Annotated in this window: 18 protein-coding genes; 10 read left to right on the top strand and 8 right to left on the bottom strand. The window is 72.7% G+C overall.

The window, feature by feature from the left end; all coding sequences use genetic code 11:
- Positions 1-115 precede the first annotated feature (115 nt).
- On the top strand, positions 116-682 hold the full coding sequence (locus tag AB0J40_RS43450; protein WP_364465855.1) for an MBL fold metallo-hydrolase: 567 nt from the start codon (positions 116-118) through the stop codon (positions 680-682).
- Between the two features lie 2 nt (positions 683-684).
- Positions 685-1,326: a hypothetical protein gene (locus AB0J40_RS43445; RefSeq protein ID WP_364465791.1), complete on the top strand. Its 642-nt coding sequence runs from the start codon at positions 685-687 to the stop codon at positions 1,324-1,326.
- On the opposite strand, the gene AB0J40_RS43440 is transcribed toward AB0J40_RS43445, so the two are convergent.
- From AB0J40_RS43440 to AB0J40_RS43430, 3 genes are all read right to left on the bottom strand, one after another.
- Positions 1,298-1,543, bottom strand: coding sequence for a hypothetical protein (locus tag AB0J40_RS43440; protein ID WP_284748885.1), 246 nt, complete (start codon positions 1,541-1,543; stop codon positions 1,298-1,300). The two genes, AB0J40_RS43445 and AB0J40_RS43440, sit on opposite strands and share 29 nt — an antisense overlap.
- A 73-nt stretch (positions 1,544-1,616) precedes the next feature.
- Complete coding sequence (locus AB0J40_RS43435) at positions 1,617-3,323, bottom strand: YibE/F family protein (protein WP_364465789.1); 1,707 nt, start codon at positions 3,321-3,323, stop codon at positions 1,617-1,619.
- A 71-nt stretch (positions 3,324-3,394) separates the two neighbouring features.
- A complete protein-coding gene (locus AB0J40_RS43430) occupies positions 3,395-4,372 on the bottom strand; it encodes a GlxA family transcriptional regulator (RefSeq protein WP_364465787.1) in 978 nt (325 codons plus the stop codon).
- Between the two features lie 98 nt (positions 4,373-4,470).
- Between AB0J40_RS43430 and AB0J40_RS43425 the strand changes: the two genes are divergently transcribed.
- The 4 genes from AB0J40_RS43425 to AB0J40_RS43410 all read left to right on the top strand — a co-directional run bounded on the left by AB0J40_RS43425 (position 4,471) and on the right by AB0J40_RS43410 (position 9,341).
- On the top strand, positions 4,471-5,175 hold the full coding sequence (locus AB0J40_RS43425; RefSeq protein WP_364465785.1) for a DJ-1/PfpI family protein: 705 nt from the start codon (positions 4,471-4,473) through the stop codon (positions 5,173-5,175).
- A gap of 101 nt (positions 5,176-5,276) precedes the next feature.
- Positions 5,277-8,264 carry a BTAD domain-containing putative transcriptional regulator gene (locus tag AB0J40_RS43420; protein ID WP_364465783.1) on the top strand — a complete coding sequence of 996 codons (2,988 nt, stop codon included), beginning with the start codon at positions 5,277-5,279 and terminating at the stop codon, positions 8,262-8,264.
- Between the two features lie 99 nt (positions 8,265-8,363).
- Entirely contained in the window at positions 8,364-8,873 is a 510-nt protein-coding gene (locus AB0J40_RS43415; protein WP_364465781.1) for a hypothetical protein, read from the top strand.
- A gap of 84 nt (positions 8,874-8,957) precedes the next feature.
- A complete protein-coding gene (locus AB0J40_RS43410; RefSeq protein WP_364465779.1) occupies positions 8,958-9,341 on the top strand; it encodes an SPW repeat protein in 384 nt (127 codons plus the stop codon).
- 15 nt (positions 9,342-9,356) lie between these two features.
- Here the strand turns inward: AB0J40_RS43410 and AB0J40_RS43405 are convergent, their stop codons facing one another.
- The 5 genes from AB0J40_RS43405 to AB0J40_RS43385 all read right to left on the bottom strand — a co-directional run bounded on the left by AB0J40_RS43405 (position 9,357) and on the right by AB0J40_RS43385 (position 15,501).
- The gene (locus AB0J40_RS43405; protein WP_364465777.1) at positions 9,357-10,421 is read right to left on the bottom strand and encodes a DNA polymerase ligase N-terminal domain-containing protein; all 1,065 of its coding nucleotides are present in this window, start codon (positions 10,419-10,421) and stop codon (positions 9,357-9,359) included.
- Between the two features lie 54 nt (positions 10,422-10,475).
- Positions 10,476-10,946 (bottom strand): hypothetical protein, encoded by a 471-nt coding sequence (locus AB0J40_RS43400; protein WP_364465775.1) that lies wholly within the window; start codon positions 10,944-10,946, stop codon positions 10,476-10,478.
- Between the two features lie 156 nt (positions 10,947-11,102).
- Positions 11,103-13,112: an ABC transporter ATP-binding protein gene (locus AB0J40_RS43395; protein WP_364465773.1), complete on the bottom strand. Its 2,010-nt coding sequence runs from the start codon at positions 13,110-13,112 to the stop codon at positions 11,103-11,105.
- The gene (locus AB0J40_RS43390; protein ID WP_364465771.1) at positions 13,109-14,842 is read right to left on the bottom strand and encodes an ABC transporter ATP-binding protein; all 1,734 of its coding nucleotides are present in this window, start codon (positions 14,840-14,842) and stop codon (positions 13,109-13,111) included. Before AB0J40_RS43390 ends, AB0J40_RS43395 begins: the two co-directional genes overlap by 4 nt.
- Entirely contained in the window at positions 14,836-15,501 is a 666-nt protein-coding gene (locus AB0J40_RS43385; RefSeq protein WP_364465770.1) for a TetR/AcrR family transcriptional regulator, read from the bottom strand. The genes AB0J40_RS43390 and AB0J40_RS43385 overlap by 7 nt, the downstream gene beginning before the upstream one ends.
- Before the next feature lie 350 nt (positions 15,502-15,851).
- Here AB0J40_RS43385 and AB0J40_RS43380 point away from each other — a divergent pair, with 350 nt between their 5' ends.
- Genes AB0J40_RS43380 through AB0J40_RS43365 form a run of 4 tightly spaced genes read left to right on the top strand, consistent with a single transcriptional unit; the run spans position 15,852 to position 18,520 of the window.
- Positions 15,852-17,093 (top strand): ATP-binding protein, encoded by a 1,242-nt coding sequence (locus AB0J40_RS43380; RefSeq protein WP_364465768.1) that lies wholly within the window; start codon positions 15,852-15,854, stop codon positions 17,091-17,093.
- Entirely contained in the window at positions 17,090-17,527 is a 438-nt protein-coding gene (locus AB0J40_RS43375) for a roadblock/LC7 domain-containing protein (RefSeq protein ID WP_125315245.1), read from the top strand. The genes AB0J40_RS43380 and AB0J40_RS43375 overlap by 4 nt, the downstream gene beginning before the upstream one ends.
- Before the next feature lie 5 nt (positions 17,528-17,532).
- On the top strand, positions 17,533-17,925 hold the full coding sequence (locus AB0J40_RS43370) for a DUF742 domain-containing protein (RefSeq protein WP_364465766.1): 393 nt from the start codon (positions 17,533-17,535) through the stop codon (positions 17,923-17,925).
- Positions 17,900-18,520: an ATP/GTP-binding protein gene (locus tag AB0J40_RS43365; RefSeq protein ID WP_364465765.1), complete on the top strand. Its 621-nt coding sequence runs from the start codon at positions 17,900-17,902 to the stop codon at positions 18,518-18,520. Before AB0J40_RS43370 ends, AB0J40_RS43365 begins: the two co-directional genes overlap by 26 nt.
- Positions 18,521-18,533: the final 13 nt, after the last annotated feature.

Here is an 18,533-nt window from a genome sequence, read left to right as displayed (position 1 = left end):
CGTCTGAGGTAGCGGCAGTGTATGGGCACAGCCTGTGAGGACCATGTACAGGGCCCGCTAGTCTCAACCCGATCGTGATCGGCGCCATCCGGCGCGGATGTCCGGGAGGCGTTCGGTGCTCGTCGTCGGGTTCGGCAGCGGCCCGCTGCAGGCCAACTGCTACCTGCTGGCGGCAGCCGCCGGCGGGCCCTGCGTGGTCGTGGATCCGGGGCAGGAGGTGACCGCCCCGCTGACCGCCGCGCTCGCCGAGCACCGGCTGGTCCCGGCGGCTCTCGTGGCCACCCACGGGCACGCGGACCACGTCGCTTCGGCCGCTTCGCTGGCGGCCGACCACGGCGTCCCGCTGCACTTGCACCCCGCCGACGCTTCGCTGTACGACGGCGACAGCGTCCCGCTCGAGCCGGGCACCTTCGCCGGTCTGGACCTCGACGTCCGCCCGGTGCCGGGGCACACCCCGGGCTCGGTGGTCCTGGGCCTGGCGACGGCCGAGGGCGGCCGGCTCGCGCTGACCGGCGACACGCTGTTCGCCGGCTCGGTCGGCCGCGGTGCCGACCCGGAGGCGGTGCGCGACCTGCTGACGAGCCTGCCGGACGACACGGTGGTGCTGCCGGGCCACGGACCGGCGACGACGATCGGGCGGGAACGCGCGGGCAACCCGTTCCTCGCCGGGACGGGGGCCTGAGCATGACGGAAGAGACCACCGAACGGCTGGCGCTGTTCGAGGAGGACCCGCGTGGCCGCCGTCGCCGCGGGATCTCGGGCCTGATCGGCGTGGTGATCGTCGCGGCCGCGTTCGGCGGTGTCGCGGGCCTGATCGGCGGCACCCTGATCGGGCTGGTCGTGGCGCTGGTGATCGCGCTGCCGCTGCTGTACGTGATGGCGGTCAGCATCCGCCGCCGCGTCTGGCTGGAGGGCTCGACGCTGCTCGTGCGCACGTGGGGCCTGCGCCGCGTCGACCTGGTCACGGCGACCCGGCTCGACCTGGTGATCGGCGACGTCCGCGGCTCCCGCACGGTGAGCCTGCTGGTGAACGCCGGCCAGCGCGGCAAGGTCGCGAAGGTCGACCTCGCGGTGTTCTCCGGCACCGGCGGCCGCGAGCTGGGCATCCTGCAGCTGCGGAAGCTGGCGAACGCGCTGATGAACAACACCGAGGCGAACGGCCTGGTGTTCGGCGAGCTGCTGGTCGCCGAACTGAAGGCCGAGGCGCGCGGCTCCGGCGTCGCGGACCGCCCGCTCTACCGCCTGGCGTCGGTGGCGCCGTCGGGCAAGTACGTGCAGCGGTTCACGATGGAGGCCGTCAGCCGGTTCGTGGCGACTCTCGACTGAGCTCTTCGTCCGCCTCGCGCAGCTGCTCGAGCTGGTAGACGAGCTCCGGGACCTCCTGCGCGATGTACGCGGCGAGGCGCTCGACGTGGTGCAGGGTGGCGCGGACGTCCTCGAGGGCGGCCGCGATGCGCGGCAGCGACTCCACGGCCTGGACGGTGGCCGTGACCACCCGCAGCGCACCTCGAACCACCTGGCGCGGGCCGATGAGCACGAACATGGCGCCTCCCCGGGTCGGCTGCCGCCTTCCTACCGCGTTCCGGCCGGTCCGGCTCGGTCGGGGTGTGCCGGTGTTACGGGTGGGACGGAACGGCTTTCGTGGTGCTGCTGAGGTATCCGGCGGGCTCGCGGGAGGCGATCAGCGCGGCCAGGATCGTCGTCACCGGGACCGCCGCCACGATGCCGACGCTGCCGGCGAGCGTCCGGACGATCTCCTGCGCGATCTCCTCGCTGCCGAGCAGCGCGCCCAGTCCGACCCCGGAGATCGACGAGTACAGCAGCACCGGCAGCGCGGCCCCGGCGTAGGCCATCACCAGCGTGTTGACCGCCGACCCGACGTGGTCGCGGCCGATCCGCAGGCCCGAGCGGTACAGCTCCTGCCAGGTCAGGTCCGGGTTGGCGCGGCGCAGCTCCCAGACGGCGCTGGTCTGGGTGACGGTGACGTCGTCGAGCACGCCGAGCGCGCCGATCACGACACCGGCCAGCAGGAGACCCCGGGAGTCGATGCCGTGGCCGAGCGACCCGATGAGCGTCGACGTGCTGTCGTCGAGCCCGGTCAGCGAGGCAGCGGCGGAGAAGATCGCCGACAGGACGCCGATCAACGCCAGGCTGACCAGCGTGCCGAGGACGGCCGCCGACGTTCTCGCCGACAGCCCGTGGGTCAGGTAGAGCGCGATGAACATGATCGCGCCCGACCCGGCGATGGCCACGACCAGCGGGTTCTCGCCGGCGAGGATGGCCGGGAGGATGAACAGCGCGATCACGACGAACGACAGGCCGAGCGCGACGAGCGCGGCCAGGCCCTGCCAGCGGCCCAGCACCAGCACGGCGACCGCGAAGAGGGCGGCGAGCACGAGCAGCGGGGTGCCGCGCTGGAAGTCCACGAGCTGGAAGCTGGCCGGGTCGCCGGCGTTGCCGCCGTTGTAGGCGAGCACGACGGCGTCGCCCGCGGCGAACCGCGGCGTGCTCGGCTCGATCGGGACGGTCAGCTTCAGCTGCTTCCCGCTCGCCGGGCCGTCGGTCATCGTGAGGTCGACCGTCAGGCAGGGCTTGGCGTTCGGGTCGGTCTGGTCGCCGACCTGGACCTGGCCCTGGGCGAGGCAGGGGCCGGTGGCGGTCGCGGTGATGTCCGCGGCCACCGGCGTGCCCTGCGGGACGACGCTCGTCGGGTCCGCCTTGCCCCAGGGGTAGAGCACGATCATGCCGGCGACGGTCGCCAGCGCCAGCGGGGCGAGCAGCCAGATCAGCAGGAGCTTGACGCGCTTCGACGCCGGGGCGGCGGGCCCGTGGCCATGACCGTGGCCGTGACCCGTTTCGGGCTCGGGTTTCTTCGCGGTGCGCGGCTTGGTACCGGCCGGGACCCGCTGCGGCCCGGTGTCCCCGCGCCGGGCGGCGCGCTGCGGTCCGGTGTCGGTCCGCCGGTCGCCGGTCGCGCGCGGAGCCTCGCTGCCCGGGACTCGCTGCGGGCCGGTGTCGGCGCGCTTGTCGCCGGAACCGTGCGAAGCGCCGTCGGCCGGAACCCGTTGCGGCCCGGTGGCGCGGCGGTCGGCGGTGGACCGGGCGCCGGCCGGGACTCGCTGGGGTCCGGTGTCGGCGCGCCGGCGAGCGGGGTCGGCGGCGCGGCGCGCGCCCTCCGGTGGCGGGGTCCGGCGGGCCGGTTTGCGGGGCGTACCCGGCGTTCCGGGCTTTTCGGAGGCGCCGCGCGCCGGCGAAGGGGACACCTCGTCCGTGATCCGGCGAATCGGGCCGGTTGCGTCGTCGTCGGTGTCGGGGCGGTCCACGCGCACATCCTGACAGCGGGATGTGCCGCCGCGCGCAAGGGGCCGCCGAGGGTCCGGTTCCTCCCGATGCGTCAGCCGTACGCCTGGCGGACGTGGACCCGCCGGTAGGCCGACGGCGGCGTGTCGAAGTGGTCCAGGAAGGCCTGGCGCAGCGTCTCCGTCGAGCCGAACCCGCAGCGGCGGGCGATGGTGGCCAGCGGGAGGTCCGTTCCCGACAGCATCCGCGCCGCGTGCTCGGTGCGGACCGTGCGGACGTACTTGCCCGGCGTCGTGCCGAGGTGCGCGTCGAACAGGCGGGTCAGCTGGCGGGTGCTCAGACCCGCCCGGGCGGCCAGCGCCGGGGTGCCGAGGTCGGCGTCGAGGTGCTCGGCGATGTACGCGGTCAGGTCGCGGACCTCGCGGTGCTCCGGTGGCGGGCCGGCCAGGAACAGGCTCACCTGGGCCTGGTTGCCGGGCCGCTGCAGGTACGTCACCAGCGACCGGGCGACCTCGCGGGCCAGCGTCGGCCCGTGGTCGGCCTCCACGAGCGCCATGGTCAGGTCGAGCCCGCTGGTCACCCCGGCGGCCGTGTAGACGTTCCCGTGCTGGATGTAGAGCGGCACGGGATCGACCGTGACCGCCGGGTAGGCGTCGGCCAGCTGCGCCGCCCAGCGCCAGTGGGTCGTGGCGCGGCGGCCGTTGAGCAGGCCCGCCGCGGCGAGCACCTCGGCGCCGGTGCAGACCGACGCCACCCGCCGGCTCGTCCGGGCCAGCCGCCGGATGTGGGCGAGCACGCGTTCGTCGGACGCCGCCGTCGTGCTGCCCCAGCCACCCGCGACGACCAGCGTGTCGAGGTCGGCCGTCACCTGGTCGAGCCGCAGGTGCGGCTGCAGGACCAGGCCGGAGCACGTGCGGATGGCCTGGCCGTCGATGGTGGCCAGCCGGATCTCGTAGGGCGGGCGCGCGCCGTGGCGGTTGGCGGCGTCGAGGACGTCGGCCGGGCAGGCGACGTCCAGCAGCTCCACGTCGGGGAATCCGACGATCGTGACCCGTCTGGGTGAGCCTGCCATGATCGCACGCTAGCAGCCGGACCGGCCTTCGGACGCGGTTCGCAGGATTTCGGACATCCGCGTCCGGCGCCCCGGCGGCCGCCGCCAGGGTGAGGGCCATGACCGCTGAGCAGAAGACCCTCGCCTTCGTCGTCTACCCGGGGCTGACGCCACTGGACCTGGTGGGCCCGCTCCAGGTGCTGAGCGCCTTGGCGCAGCTGGACCGCGGCTACCGGACTGTCGTCGTCGGCGCCACGAAGGACACCGTCGGGACCGACACGCCGCTGAGTGTCGCGCCCAGCCACACGTTCGACGAAGTGCCTTCGCCGTACGCGGTGCTCGTGCCGGGCGGCACGGTGCCGACGCTGCGGGCGATGGCGGACGAGCGCCTGCTCGCCTGGCTGCGCACCGCGGCCGCCGGTGCCGAGCTGGTGACGTCGGTCTGCACCGGCTCGATGGTCCTCGGCGCGGCCGGCCTCCTGGAAGGCAAGCGGGCGACGACGCACTGGATGTTCCGCGACCTGCTGACCGGCCTGGGCGCGACACCGACGGCCGAACGCTGGGTCGAAGACGGCCGGGTGATCACCGCGGCGGGCGTGTCGGCCGGCATCGACCTCGCGCTGCACCTCGTGGAACGGCTGGCCGGCCGTCGGGTCGCGACGAACATCCAGTTCGCCATCGAGTACGACCCGGAGCCGCCGCAGGGCCGCCTGGACTGGGACAACCAGCCCTACGGCGACCTCAAACCGCTGCGTGAGCACACGCTGCGGGCCGGGCTGGCCGACCACCCGGAGCTGCTGGGCAAGCTGTTGGCAAACGCCTGAACCAACGGCGTCGGCCATCCGGGTGATCGAGGGAAAAGCCCAGCCTCCGGCGGCTACATTCAGCTCGCTCGATCAGGTGATCTCGCGGGTGGGGTGTAGCCGTGCGGTTCCAGGTGCTCGGTCCGCTGACCGCCTCCGTGCCGCTGCCGTCGGCGGCCCAGCCGCGGCGGCTGCTCGCCGTGCTGCTCGCGCGCGCCGGCCAGTTCGTCGGCCGCGACACGCTGGTCGACGAGCTGTGGCCGGACGGCGCGCCGTCGAGCGCCGCGGCGATCGTGCAGGTGACCGTGTCGAAGCTGCGCAAGACGCTCTCGCCCGGCCTGGGGGCCGCCGAGGCCGGGCAACGCCTGCGGTCGGGGCCGCGGGGCTACGCCCTGTCGGTCGAGCCGGGGGAGCTGGACGCGGACGACTTCCTGACGCTGCTGTCCGCGGGCGCCGACGACCGGGCGCAACGCCGTCGCGCGCTCGAACGGGCGCTGGCGTGCTGGCGGGGCGACGCCTTCGCCGACGTCGCCGGCGGGCCGCTGCTGGAGGCGCACAAGCTGTGGCTGGAGGACCGGCGTTCGGCGGCGCTGCTGCAGCTGGTCGAGCTGGAGCTCGCCGACGGCGACGGCCGCGCGGTCGTCGAGCGGCTCGACCCGGTGGTCGCGGCCCGGCCCGCGGACGAGCGCTTCGCCGCCCGGCTCGCGTCCGCGCTCGGCGCCGTCGGCCACCGCGAGTCGGCGCTGGAGGTGCTCCGCCGGACGCGGCGGGCGCTCTGGGAAGAGGCGGGTGTGTGGCCGGGCGACGACCTCGTCGCGGTGTACCGCCGGATCGCCGGCACCGAATGGACGACGCCGGGCCCGCCCGCCCAGCTCCCGCCGGCGGTGCCCGACTTCACCGGCCGGGTCGCCGAGCTCGCCGGCACCGTCCGTGCCCTGCGCGGTTCCGGACCGGTCGTGCTGCACGGCGCCGCCGGGGCCGGGAAGTCGGCGCTGGCCGTCCAGGCGGCCTGGCGGGTGCGCCGCCGCTTCCCCGACGGCCAGCTGACCGCGTCGCTGCGTGACGCCGAGCCGGCCACCGTCCTCACCGGATTCCTGCGCCAGCTCGGTGCGACGCCGGCCGAGCTGGCCGACCGCGCCGGCCTGACCGGGTTGTGGCGCAGCTACACCGCCGATCGCCGGCTGCTGGTGCTGCTGGAGGACGTCACGACCGAGGCTCAGGTGCGGGCGCTGCTGCCGAGCGGGCCCGGGTGCGCGACGCTGGTGACCACGCGCCGTGAGCTGCCCGGCCTGTGCGGGGCGCGGCCCGTCGAGGTGGGCTGTCTGTCCACAGAGGACGCTCGGGCGCTGCTCGCGGCGATCGTGGGGGAGGCGCGGCTGCACGCGGAACCTTCGGCGGCGCACCGGGTTCTCGAGTGCTGCGCCGGGCTCGCGCTCGCCGTCCGGATCGCCGGGGCGAAGCTCGCGGCGCGGCCGAACCTGCGGGTGGCGGAGCTGGCGGCCCGGCTGGCCGACGACCGCCGCCGCCTCGACGAGCTGGCCACCGGCGACCTCGCGGTCCGGGCGGTGGTGACGTCGGCGCTGCGCGAGCGGCCGGCGGCGGACCGGTCGCTGCTGAGGCTGCTGGCGGCGTTCGAGGGGCCGGTGCCGGACTGGTGCGTCGCGGCGTTGCTGGACCGGCCGCCGGCGGAGGCCCGAGACCGGCTCGAGGAACTGGCCGCGGCGCACCTGGTCGAGCGGGCCGGGCCGGTTCCGGGCGAGGGAACGTCCTGCTCCGGACCGGACGGCCGCGCGGCACCCCGCTGGGCCTTGCCGCCCTTCATCCGGCTCGTCCTCACCGAAACCCCGGAGACCGGCTCCGCCGCCCTCCGGCGGGCCTGCGAGGCCGCCCTCGCGCTCGCCGAGCACGCCCGGGGCCGCGCGCCGAGCGGGCTGCCGACGCCCGATCCCGCTGTCCTGCGCCGGGTCGCCGCCGAACCCGGGGCCTGGGCGGCCGAAGAGACCGCGCACCTCGCCGCGGCCGCGCGGGTGGCCGCGGCGCGCGGCTGGCACGACCTCACCGAACGGCTCGCCGACGCCTGCACCGCGCTGGCCGGCACGCCGTGGCTCGGCCACGCCGCCCGGGCCGTGTCAGTGCTCGGGCTGGCCGCCGCCCGGCGGCGGCAGGACCCGCGCGCGGAAGCCGAAAAGCTCTACAACCTCGGTTCGGTGCACTGGCAGCACGGCCACGGCAGGCAGGCCCGCAACTACTTCGTCATGGCCGAGACCCGCTTCCGGCAGCTCGACGACCCGCAGGGGACCGGCGCGGTGCTGGCCGCGCTCGCCGACGTCCACCTCGACGGCGGTGACCCGCGCGCCGCCGAGGCCGAGCTGGTCGAGGCGCTCGGCCTGCTGCGCGCGTGCGGCGACCGCCACGGGCAGGCGGCCGCGGCCGCGCAGCTGGGGTCGCTGGCCGAGGACGTCGGGGACGTGCGGCGCGCGGTCGAGAGCTTCGAAGCCGGCATGCTGCTCGCGAGCGAGTGCGACGACGGCCGCGGGCACGACCAGGCCGCCAAGCGCTACGCCGACGTCCTGCGCCGCCACGGCGGCTACGACCGGGCCGCGGATCTGCTCACCGGCGCGCTCGGCGGCGCCGTCCGCACCCGCGAGCGGCACTGGGAGGCGCACGTCCTGCGCAGCCTGGGCGCCCTGCACACCGAGGCGGGCGAGCCGCGTGACGGCGAACGCTTCCTGACGCGGTCGCTGACGCTGTTCGAGCAGATCGGGCACCGGCACGCCGCCGCCTACACCCACCGCTGCCTCGCCGAAGCGCGCCGCCGCGCCGGCGACCCGGCGGGTGCGCGGTGGCACCTTCGCGTCGCCATGGGCGTGTTCCGCGAGTTGCGGGACCGCCGCGGCGCCGGCTACACCCTGCTCAGCCTCGGCCGGACCCACGCGGACGAGGGTGCCGCGGCCGAGGCCGCGCGGCTGCTGCGGACGTCGGCCGGCCTCTTCCGCGAGCTCGGGTTCCCGCTGTGGGAGCTGCGCGCGCTGGGGGAGCTCACCGCCGTCAGCAGTGAATCCCCGGCCCGGGACCGCACTCGTGAAGTCTTGACGAAGATCAGGACCTGACCCGCCGCCGCCCGGTGCCGCGGCGCGGGCGTTTGGCGAAGTTATGGCCCCGCCGATTTGGCTGCCGCCGTTCGGATCGTCGTACCGAGGAGGCAAGGCATGCCGGGACAACGGATGCTCGCGCGCGCGGCAGTGGGACTGACCGCGACGGCCGCGACGGTGGTCTTCGCGACCATCGGCACCGCGTCGGCGAGCGTCGAGGTCACCAAGCTCACCCAGGCGCAGGCGGCGTCGCAGCTGTCGGCCGCCGGGGTCACGCACTCGTCGAGCGGGGGCTGCACCGACCGCTACAACTCGACCTGCACGTCGTACGAGCAGATCAACCAGAGCACGGTCAGCGGCGTGATCACCCTCAAGCGCGCCAGCGGCTGCGCGATCAACATCACCGGCGGGACCGAGACCGGGCACGCGTCCGGCACCTACAGCCACTGGAACGGCTACAAGGTGGACATCTCGCACAACAGCTGCATCGACTCCTACATCAAGAACAGCTTCTCCTACATCGGGATGCGCGGCGACGGCTACCCGCAGTGGAAGGCCGGCTCCGGCAACCTCTACTGCGACGAGGGCAACCACTGGGACATCACGTACTACACCTGCGGCTGCTGAGGTCCGCCCGGCCGGGGCCTGCCCGTTTCGAGGGCTGCGGGCAGCTCCCGGTTACCGGCCGCGACCGCGGGGTACCTCTCCGGTGTGGAGACGACTTCGCGCAACACCCGAGCCGGCAAGCAGCGGACGGCGGTCATCGGCGCCGCCGGGGGTTTCGTCCTGCTCGCCGGCCTGTACCTCGTGCTCGCGCCCTGGGTCACCGGCTTCGGCGGGGCGGGCGTGCTGGCGCTGAGCAACACGGTGGTCGGCCTGGTCCTGGTCGCACTGGCGATCGCCCGCACGGCGACGCGGCGCCTGCGGTTCCTTGGCTGGGTGGTCCCGGTGCTCGGCGCGTGGACGGCGCTGTCACCGTGGCTGCTGCGACCGGCCGCCGAGACGCAGCCGTCGACGGCGGCGCTGGTCGGCAACGTGGTGGCCGGCGCGGTGGTCATCGTGGCCGGCGCGGCGATGCTCGCCCGCGGTGACTGACCGCTGTCCCGGACGTCAGTTCCCGATGAACACCCAGTCCCCGGAGCCGGGGCGGTACGGGCTGTCGGCCCGCTTGGCGACCACGCCCGGCAGGCCGTGCTGGCGGCTGGCGCCGAGGACGTCTTCGCCGCCGCCCGCGAAGTAGCGGGGGACCTGCCAGTGGCGGTCGGCCACCGGGAGGTCGGCCAGGAGCTCCCGGCGTTCGGTGTAGGGCAGGTCCAGGGTCGGCCTGCCGTCGAGGTGCAGGACGTCGCTCGCGAAGTAGAACACCGGGCAGTGCGCCTTGAGCCGCTTCGCCGCGTTGCCGTCGGCCCGGCGGCGTTCCTCGAGGCCTTCGGGGTAGGGCTTGCCGTCCTTGATCACGACGACTTCGCCGTCCAGCAGCACTTCCGTCGACCCGAGCTCTTCGCCCAGCTTGTGGAGGTCGGGGTAGCGGCCGGTGACGTCGGCGCCCGTGTCGTCGTGCGCGGTGACGCGGCCGCCGGAGACGAGCAGCATCGTGCGCAGGCCGCCCCAGGCGAACTCGTACGCCCAGTCGTCGTCATCGGGCGGCAGCTCGCCCGGGACCGCCGTCATCGGTTCGAGAAATTCGGGGGCGTCCTCGTGTCCCGGCTCGGCCGGGTCGAGGCGCCGCAGCATCCAGTCGCGGTCGTCGTCGGCGTTGTGCCGGTTGAGGAAGAGGTACTTGCCGCGCGCCCGCTCGCCGTGGAAGACGACCTCGACCTTGTGGTCGTTCCAGTGCAGGGTTTCGTACTTCCCGGTGTCCCACACGGTCATCCGGCCGCCGCCGTACTCGCCGGCCGGGATCTCGCCCTCGAAGGTGAGGTACTCCATGGGGTGGTCTTCGGTGTGCACCGCCAGCCGGTTCACGCCGGGCGTGAGCGGCAGTCCGCGCGGGACGGCCCAGGACACGAGCACGCCGTCGCGTTCCAGCCGGAAGTCCCAATGCAGCCGGGAAGCGTGGTGCTCCTGGATGACGAAGAGGTCGTTGCCCCCGGGTGACGGCGGGCCGTCGGGCCAGGGTTCGGGGGTGCGGTCCCGGCCGCGCTTGCCGCGGTACTCCTCGAGTTTGTCCGCCATCGCCGCCCCGGTACCCCTTCCGCTCGGGAGCGTCCAGGGTACCGGGCCGCCGGATCAGCCGTACTGGCAGACGGACGCGGTGCGGTAGCAGTTCGCGTAGTGGCTGATCTGGTGGTCGAAGTCGGTCAGCCGGATGACGACGTGCTCGACCCCGCCCGGCACGGTCGCGGTCAGGCCGTGGGTGCCGATCGACCCGGTCACGTTGACGCCTTGGTCCGCGCAGGCCTTCTGGCCCGAGCCGGGGAACTCGTAGGGGGCGGTCACCTTCGTCGACCCCTGGTAACCGGTGGCCGTCACCGTGATGCATTCGCCGGCCTTGACGAACAGGCTCGTGTCGCCGATGGTGACGGTCTTCAGGGACGTCGACCAGCTCAGGCTTCCGCTGAGGGCGGTCGCCAGCGTCCCGGAGCTGTGGTTGACGTTGACGGTGAAGCCGGACGGCGCCGCCGAGGCCACGCCCGCCGTAGCCGAGGCCATCGCGGCCGCGGTGCCCAGCGCCGCGGCGATCCGAACGAGGTTCCGCATTCGTTTCTCCCCTTCGTCGCGGAGCCCGGCGGCTCCGTCACCGCCTGAACGCCCGACCCCGGCCCGCGGTTGAGCCCCGCGCGCGCGTTCACCTGTTCGGCCCGCCACGACGACGGCCCCCGCCGGTGGGCGAGGGGCCGTCGAACGCCGGTGACGTCAGTCCGTTTCCGCCATGGCTTCGGCGAACTGCGCCGCGTACAGCCGCGCGTACGCGCCGCCGCTGCCCAGCAGTGTTTCGTGGTCGCCCTGCTCGACGATCTGCCCGTGCTCCATCACCAGGATCACGTCCGCGTCGCGGATCGTCGAGAGCCGGTGGGCGATCACGAAGCTCGTGCGGCCGCTGCGCAGCGAGTTCATCGCCCGCTGGATGAGGACCTCGGTGCGGGTGTCCACCGAACTGGTCGCCTCGTCCAGGATCAGGATCACCGGCTTGGCCAGGAACGCCCGCGCCACCGTGATCAGCTGCTTCTCACCCGCGCTGACCGTGCCGCCCTCGTCGTCGAGCACCGTCTCGTAGCCGTCCGGCAGCGTCCGGACGAACCGGTCGACGTGCGTCGCCTTCGCCGCTTCGACGATCTCCTCGCGGCTCGGGTTGTCCGCGCCGTAGGCGATGTTCTCCGCGATCGTGCCGCCGAACAGCCACGCGTCCTGCAGCACCATGCCGGTCTGGTCGCGCAGCTCCTCGCGGTTCATCTTCGCGATGTCGACGCCGTCGAGCGTGATCCGCCCGCCGTCCAGCTCGTAGAACCGCATGAGCAGGTTGACCAGCGTCGTCTTGCCCGCGCCGGTCGGGCCGACGATCGCCACCGTCTGGCCCGGTTCGACCGTAAGCGACAGGTCGTCGATCAGCGGCTTGTCCGGCAGGTAGCGGAACGAGACGTCCTGGAACTCGACGCGCCCGCGGATCACCGACGGCCGCTCCGGGTGCTCCGGTTCCGGCGCCTGCTCGTCGGCGTCGAGCAGCGCGAACACCCGCTCGGCCGACGCGACCCCGGACTGCAGCAGGTTCGCCATGCTGGCGATCTGCGTGACCGGCTGGCTGAACTGGCGCGAGTACTGGATGAACGCCTGTACCTCGCCGAGCGTCAGGCTGCCCGACGCGACGCGCAGCGCGCCGATCACGGCCACCAGCACGTAGCTCAGGTTGCCGATGAACATCATCGCCGGCTGGATCATGCCGGAGATGAACTGGGCCTTGAAGCTCGCCTGGTACAGCGTTTCGTTCTGCTTGTCGAAGATCGCCGCGGACTCTTCGCGGCGGCCGAACACCTTGACCAGCGAATGCCCGGTGTACATCTCCTCGACGTGCGCGTTGAGCTTCCCGGTCGTCGACCACTGCTTGATGAAGTTCGGCTGCGCCCGCTTCCCGATCTTCGCCGCCACGACCGCCGACAGCGGCACGGTGAGCAGCGCGATCACCGCGAGCAGCGGCGAGATCAGGAACATCATGATCAGCACGCCGATGACGGTCAGCAGCGAGGAGACGATCTGCGACAGCGTCTGCTGCAGCGACATCGCCAGGTTGTCGATGTCGTTGGTGACGCGGGAAAGCACCTCGCCGCGCGGCTGGCGGTCGAAGTACTTCAGCGGCAGCCGCGCGAACTTCGCCTCGACGTCCTGGCGCAGCCGGTACACCGCGTGCTGCACCAGCGTCGTCGTCAGCCGGGCCTGGATGAGCCCGAAGAACGACGAGATGACGAACAGCGCCAGCACGACGAGCAGGATCTGCCCGACCTTGTCGAAGTCGATGCCCATGCCGGGCACGAGGTCGACGCGGTTGTAGATGTCGGCGAGCGTGCCGTCGCCGCGGGCGCGCAGCCCGGCGACGACCTGCTCCTTGGTGACGCCCGGCGGCACCTGCTTGCCGAGCACGCCGGCGAGGATCGCGTCGGTCGCCTGGCCGAGGATCTTCGGCCCGATCACGGTGAGCGCGACGCTCGCCGCGCCGAGCACCAGTACGCCGATCAGGTACAGCCGCTGCGGGGCGAGCATGTGCAGCAGCCGCTTCAAGGACCCCTTGAAGTCGAGCGCCTTCTCGGGCGGCGCACCGCCCGCCATCCACCTGCCCGGCCCGGCCGTGGCGGCGCCGGTGTTCTTGTGCCGCTCGGCGGTCGGCCGTTCGCCGGCGTCGGTGACGGCGGCTTTGGGCGATTCGGTGGTGCTCACGCCGCCTCCTGCTCGGTCAGCTGGGACAGCACGATCTCGCGGTAGGTTTCGTTGCTGTCGAACAGTTCGTGGTGGGTACCGGTGCCGACGACGCGGCCCTCGTCGAGGACGATGATCCGGTCCGCGTTGCGGATCGTGCTGACCCGCTGGGCGACGATGATCACCGTCGCGTCGGCGGTTTCGGACACGAGCGCGCGGCGCAGGGCCGCGTCGGTCGCGTAGTCCAGCGCCGAGAACGAGTCGTCGAACAGGTAGATCTCGGGTTTGTGCACCAGCATCCGCGCGATCGCGAGCCGTTGCCGCTGGCCGCCCGAGACGTTCGTGCCGCCCTGGGCGATCGGCGCCTCGAGACCGCCTTCCATTGCTTCGACGAAGTCCTTGCCCTGCGCCACTTCCAGCGCGTGCCACAGTTCTTCGTCGGTGGCGTCCGGGTTGCCGTAGCGCAGGTTGCTCGCGACCGTCCCGGCGAACAGGTACGGCTTCTGCGGCACCAGCCCGACCGCGCGGGCGAGCACCGCCGGGTCGAGGTCGCGCACGTCGACGCCGTCGACCTTCACCGTGCCGCGGGTGGCGTCCATCAGCCGCGGGATCAGGTTCAGCAGCGTCGTCTTGCCGGTACCGGTGGACCCGATCACGGCGGTGGTCTCACCCGGCCGCCCGATCAGCGAAATGTCCTGCAGCACCGGCTTTTCCGCACCGGGGTAGCGGAACTCGACACCCGAGAGCTCCAGGTGCCCGTGCACCGCGCCGGGACGGATCGGCGACACCGGCGGGCGGACGCTCGACTCGGTGTCGAGCACCTCGCTGATCCGCTCGGCGCTGACCTCCGCGCGCGGCACCATCATGAACATGAACGTGGCCATCATGACGGCCATCAGGATCTGCAGCAGGTAGGACAGGAACGCCGTCATGGCCCCGATCTGCATGCTGCCGGAGTCGATCCGCTGCCCGCCGAACCACAGCACGGCGACGCTGGAGGCGTTCATCACCAGCATGACGATCGGGAACATCAGCGCCATCAGGCGGCCCACCCGCAGCGACACGGTGAGCAGCTGGTCGTTCGCGACGTCGAAGCGCTCGCGTTCGTGCTTATCCCGGACGAACGCGCGGATCACGCGGATGCCCATGATCTGCTCGCGCAGCACTTGGTTGATCCGGTCGATCCGCTCCTGCATCAGCCGGAACGCCGGGCGCATCTTGGTGATGATCGTGCCGACCGCGATGGCCAGCACCGGCACGATCACCAGCAGCAGCCCCGACAGCGGCACGTCGAGGTTGAGCGCCAGGATGATCCCGCCGACGCACATGATCGGCGCGGACACCATCAGCGTCAGCGTCATGACCACGAGCATCTGGATCTGCTGGACGTCGTTGGTGGTGCGGGTGATCAGCGACGGCGTGCCGAACTGGCCGACCTCGCGCGCGGAGAAGTCCTGCACCCGGTGGAAGACGCCGGCCCGGATGTCGCGGCCGACCGCCATCGCGGTGCGGGCGCCGTAGTACACCGCGCCGATGGAACCGGTGATCTGGGCGAGCGTCACGGCCAGCATCACCGCGCCGACGCGGACGATGTACCCCATGTCGCCTTTGATCAGCCCGTTGTCGACGATGTCGGCGTTGAGCGTCGGCAGGTAGAGCATGGCGATCGTCTGCACGAGCTGCAGCGCCACGATCACCCACAACGTGGTTCTGTACGGGCGCAGGTGACTGCGCAGGAGCTTGACTAGCACAACGATTCCCCCAGTGGAGTGGTGGTGGTGTTCGGTTCGGGTTTCCGGTCGGTGCCGCCGGTCAGGGTCGGCATCCCGGCGGCCAGCTCGTCCAGCAACCGCTCCAGCGTGGGCAGGAGCGGCTCGTCGGTCATGAACCAGTTGACGAAGGCGACGCGGACGGCGCTTTCCACCGAGGAGGCCATCAGCCGGCACAGCAGGTGGTCCACACCGCCCACCCGTTTCGCGATCGTTTCGGCGAGGACCCGCTCGACCGCCGCGTGGGCGTTGAGGAACTCGCCCCGCAGCATGAGCTGGCCCATCAGCTCCCGGATACGCGCAACGTACGCGCGATCGGGCTCGCCCTCACGCGAATATTGGTGGATCACCGCCTGCTTGACGGACTCCCAGAGCGGCTCGCCTTCGGGCCGGGCGAGCAGGGCTTCGCGCATCCCCTCGTGACGGTCGACGACCACCGAGCAGACCGCCTGCTCCTTGCTGGAGAAGTAGTTGTTGAATGTCCGCGGCGACACCCCGACCTCGGTGGCGATGTCCTCGACCCGGACGTTCTCCAGCCCGCGCTCCAGCGTGAGCCGCAGCGCGGCCTGCGCGAGGGCCCGGCGAGCCTCGCGCTTCTTGCGTTCCCGCAGCGTCAGCTTCGGTGGTTCGTCCGGCGCCATGAACGGAGTGTAGCGAAAAACTTGCGTGCCCCGCAAAAAAGTGCGGGGCACGCAAAAATCTGGGCGAACCGGACAGGGCTCGATTTCGTCGTGTGCGGCCGCCCGGCCTGCGGTATCGGGCGCCGTGTGCGTTCCGTTGCGGGGCGCAAATTGCAAAAATGGACCGATTGGCCTAACGCACTGCGCTCACCAGGAGCTACGTCCCGAAAATCCGCTCACTGCGCGCGATCGCGCGGGGACCGGCTGTGGACATCTGGCAAGCCTTTCTGCTTGCATGTCGGGCGTCGCCGCCCGGGGGTCGGCGCCGCGTACTCGTTTTCCGCACCTGAGCAAGGAAGAAGTGGGACCACATGGCGAGCCGGGCCCGGGAACTCCTGGATCGATCACGCGTCCTGCTGGACCGCTCGCGGGTCGCCGCCGCGCAGTTCCTCACCGCGCCGCCGAAGCACCCCGGGTACGCGCCCGCGCCGGGGCCGGCGATCGCGCAGCTGACGCCGCCGGTGGCGGCATCGGCGTCGTCCTCGGACGACGCCGTGCTGGCCGAGATCTGCGCCAGCGTGGCCCTGCGTGACCTCAACCTGCTCGACCAGCTCCTGGCCCGGCTCGAAGAGCTGGAGGCGGGGGAGGAGGACCACCACCGCCTCGCCGAGCTCTACCAGCTGGACCACCTCGCGACCCGGCTGCGCCGCAACGCCGAGAACCTGCGCGTGCTGGCCGGCCAGGAGACCGCCGACGACGCCGCCCGGGCGACTTCGGTCCTCGACGTCATGCGCGCGGCGATGTCCTCGATCGACCACTACGCCCGGATCACGATCGGCCGCGTGGTGAACCTCGGCGTCGTCGGCTTCGCCGCGGAGGACCTGGGCCGGGTGCTCGCGGAGCTGTTCGACAACGCCGCCAACCAGTCTTCGCCCAGCTCGCCGGTGAACGTCAGCGCGCACCTGACCGAGCAGGGCAGCGTGCTCGTCCGGATCGAGGACGAGGGCATCGGCATCCCGGCCGACCGGATCGACGGCCTCAACGCGCGGCTGGCCGCCGGCGGCGACCTCGACGACGCCGCGGCGCGGCACATGGGGCTCGCGGTCGTCTCCCGGCTCGCCGCCCGCCACGACTTCACCGTGCGGCTGGACCGGCGGAGCCCGCACGGCACGGTGGCCACCGTGCTGCTGCCCACCGGCATCGTCACCGAGCTGGCCGAAAACGCCTGGTCGGGCACCCGGACCGTGACGGTCGAGCCGGTGAAGGCGCCGGCGGGCGAACCGGCCTCCGTCGGCGGGCTGCCGCGCCGCCGCCCGGGCACGTTCCCGAAGGAGGAGCCGGTGCGGGCCGTGCCGCGCAAGCCGAGCCCCCGCCCGCGGCCGCTCGAGCAGACCGGCGGCACCACGGCCAACGGCCTGCCGCGGCGGGTACCCGGCAGCATCCGCGGTGCCGCGCCCGAACCGCCACCACCGCCCCCGGCCGCCGAACCGGCGGCGAACGGGCACGAGCAGCTGCTCGCCGACCTCGGCGCCTTCGCCGACGGCGAGCGGGCCGCCCTCGCCGAGAACCACCGTGCCCAGCAGGACGAGACGCCCGGAGGAACCGCCTCGTGAGCGCCCCCCACCCGGCCCCGGCGAACTTCGCCTGGCTGCTCGACGACTTCGTGCGCAAGGTCCACGGCGTCAGCCACGCGCTGATCATGAGCGTGGACGGCTTCCCCCTCACCGCGTCCGACTCGGTCGGCGAGGCCGAAGCCGAGCAGCTCGCGGCGATCGCCAGCGGCCTGCTCTCGCTCGCCGGCAACAGCGCGGCGCTGTTCGGGAAGGGCGCCTGCGAGCAGATCATCATCCGGCTCACCCACGGCTACTTCCTGTTCATGGGCATCGGTTCCGGTGCCGGGCTCGCGGTGCTGACCTCGGGCGAGGCGGACATGAAGGTGGTCGCCTACGAGATGACCCAGTTCATCACCAACGCCGGCCACGCGCTCACCCCCGAGGTGCGCGCCGAACTGCGCCAGGTGCTCACCGCGCGCCGCCCCCGGGTGTGATGACGATGCCCGACAAGGATGTGATCCCCGTGTCCGAGAAGGACACCGCCTTGCCGCGGCGCAGCCGCCGGATCCGCGCGTACGCGCTCACCGGCGGCCGCACCAGCACCCGGCACCAGCTGCTGGTGGAGACGCTGGTCTCGGTCCCGCAGTACGACCCCGCGCTGAGCGGCACGCTCATGCCCGAGTCGCGTTCGCTCTACGAGCGCGCCCGCTCCCGCTGCTCGATCGCCGAGCTGTCGGTCGGGCTCGACCTGCCGCTGGGCGTGGTGCGGGTGCTGATCGGCGACCTCGCGTCCCAGGGCGCGGTGTTCGTCCACCCCACCGCGCACGCCTACCACCACGACACCAACGTGCTCGAGAGGATCCTTGATGGGCTCAAGCGGCTCCCCGCCTGAGGGCGATCTGCTGACGATCTCCGCGAAGATCGTCGTCGCCGGGGGCTTCGGTGTCGGGAAGACCACGTTCGTCGGCGCGGTGTCGGAAGTGCCGCCGATGAGCAACGAGGCCTGGATGACCGAGGCCGGCGAAGGCGTCGACGACATCCCGCCCGGCGGCAAGTCGACGACGACCGTGGCGATGGACTTCGGCCGGATCACGCTGCGCCCGGACCTGCTGCTGTACCTGTTCGGCACGCCGGGGCAGGCGCGGTTCTGGTTCCTCTGGGACGACCTGAGCCGCGGGGCGCTCGGCGCGGTCGTGCTGGTCGACACCAGCCGGATCGACGAGTCGTTCGCGGCGATCAACTACTTCGAGAACGACTCGGACCTGCCGTTCGTCGTCGCGGTCAACCAGTTCGAGGGCATGCCGGTGCACGACCTCGACGAGGTGCGCGACGCGCTCGCGCTCGACCCGAGCGTCCCGCTGGTCACCTGCGACGCCCGCGACCGCGCCTCGGCGATCGCCACCCTGACCGAGCTGGTCAGCCACACGCTGTCGCTGGCCGTGCTGTCCGGTCCGCGTGAGCTGGCCGGCAGCGTCCCGAACGCCTGAGAAGGAGAACGAG

Source organism: Amycolatopsis sp. NPDC049691, from assembly GCF_040675005.1.
Classification (GTDB): Bacteria; Actinomycetota; Actinomycetes; order Mycobacteriales; family Pseudonocardiaceae; genus Amycolatopsis.
The sequence above is the reverse complement of the archived record's forward strand: the minus strand, read 5'-3'. Positions and strand labels throughout refer to the sequence as shown.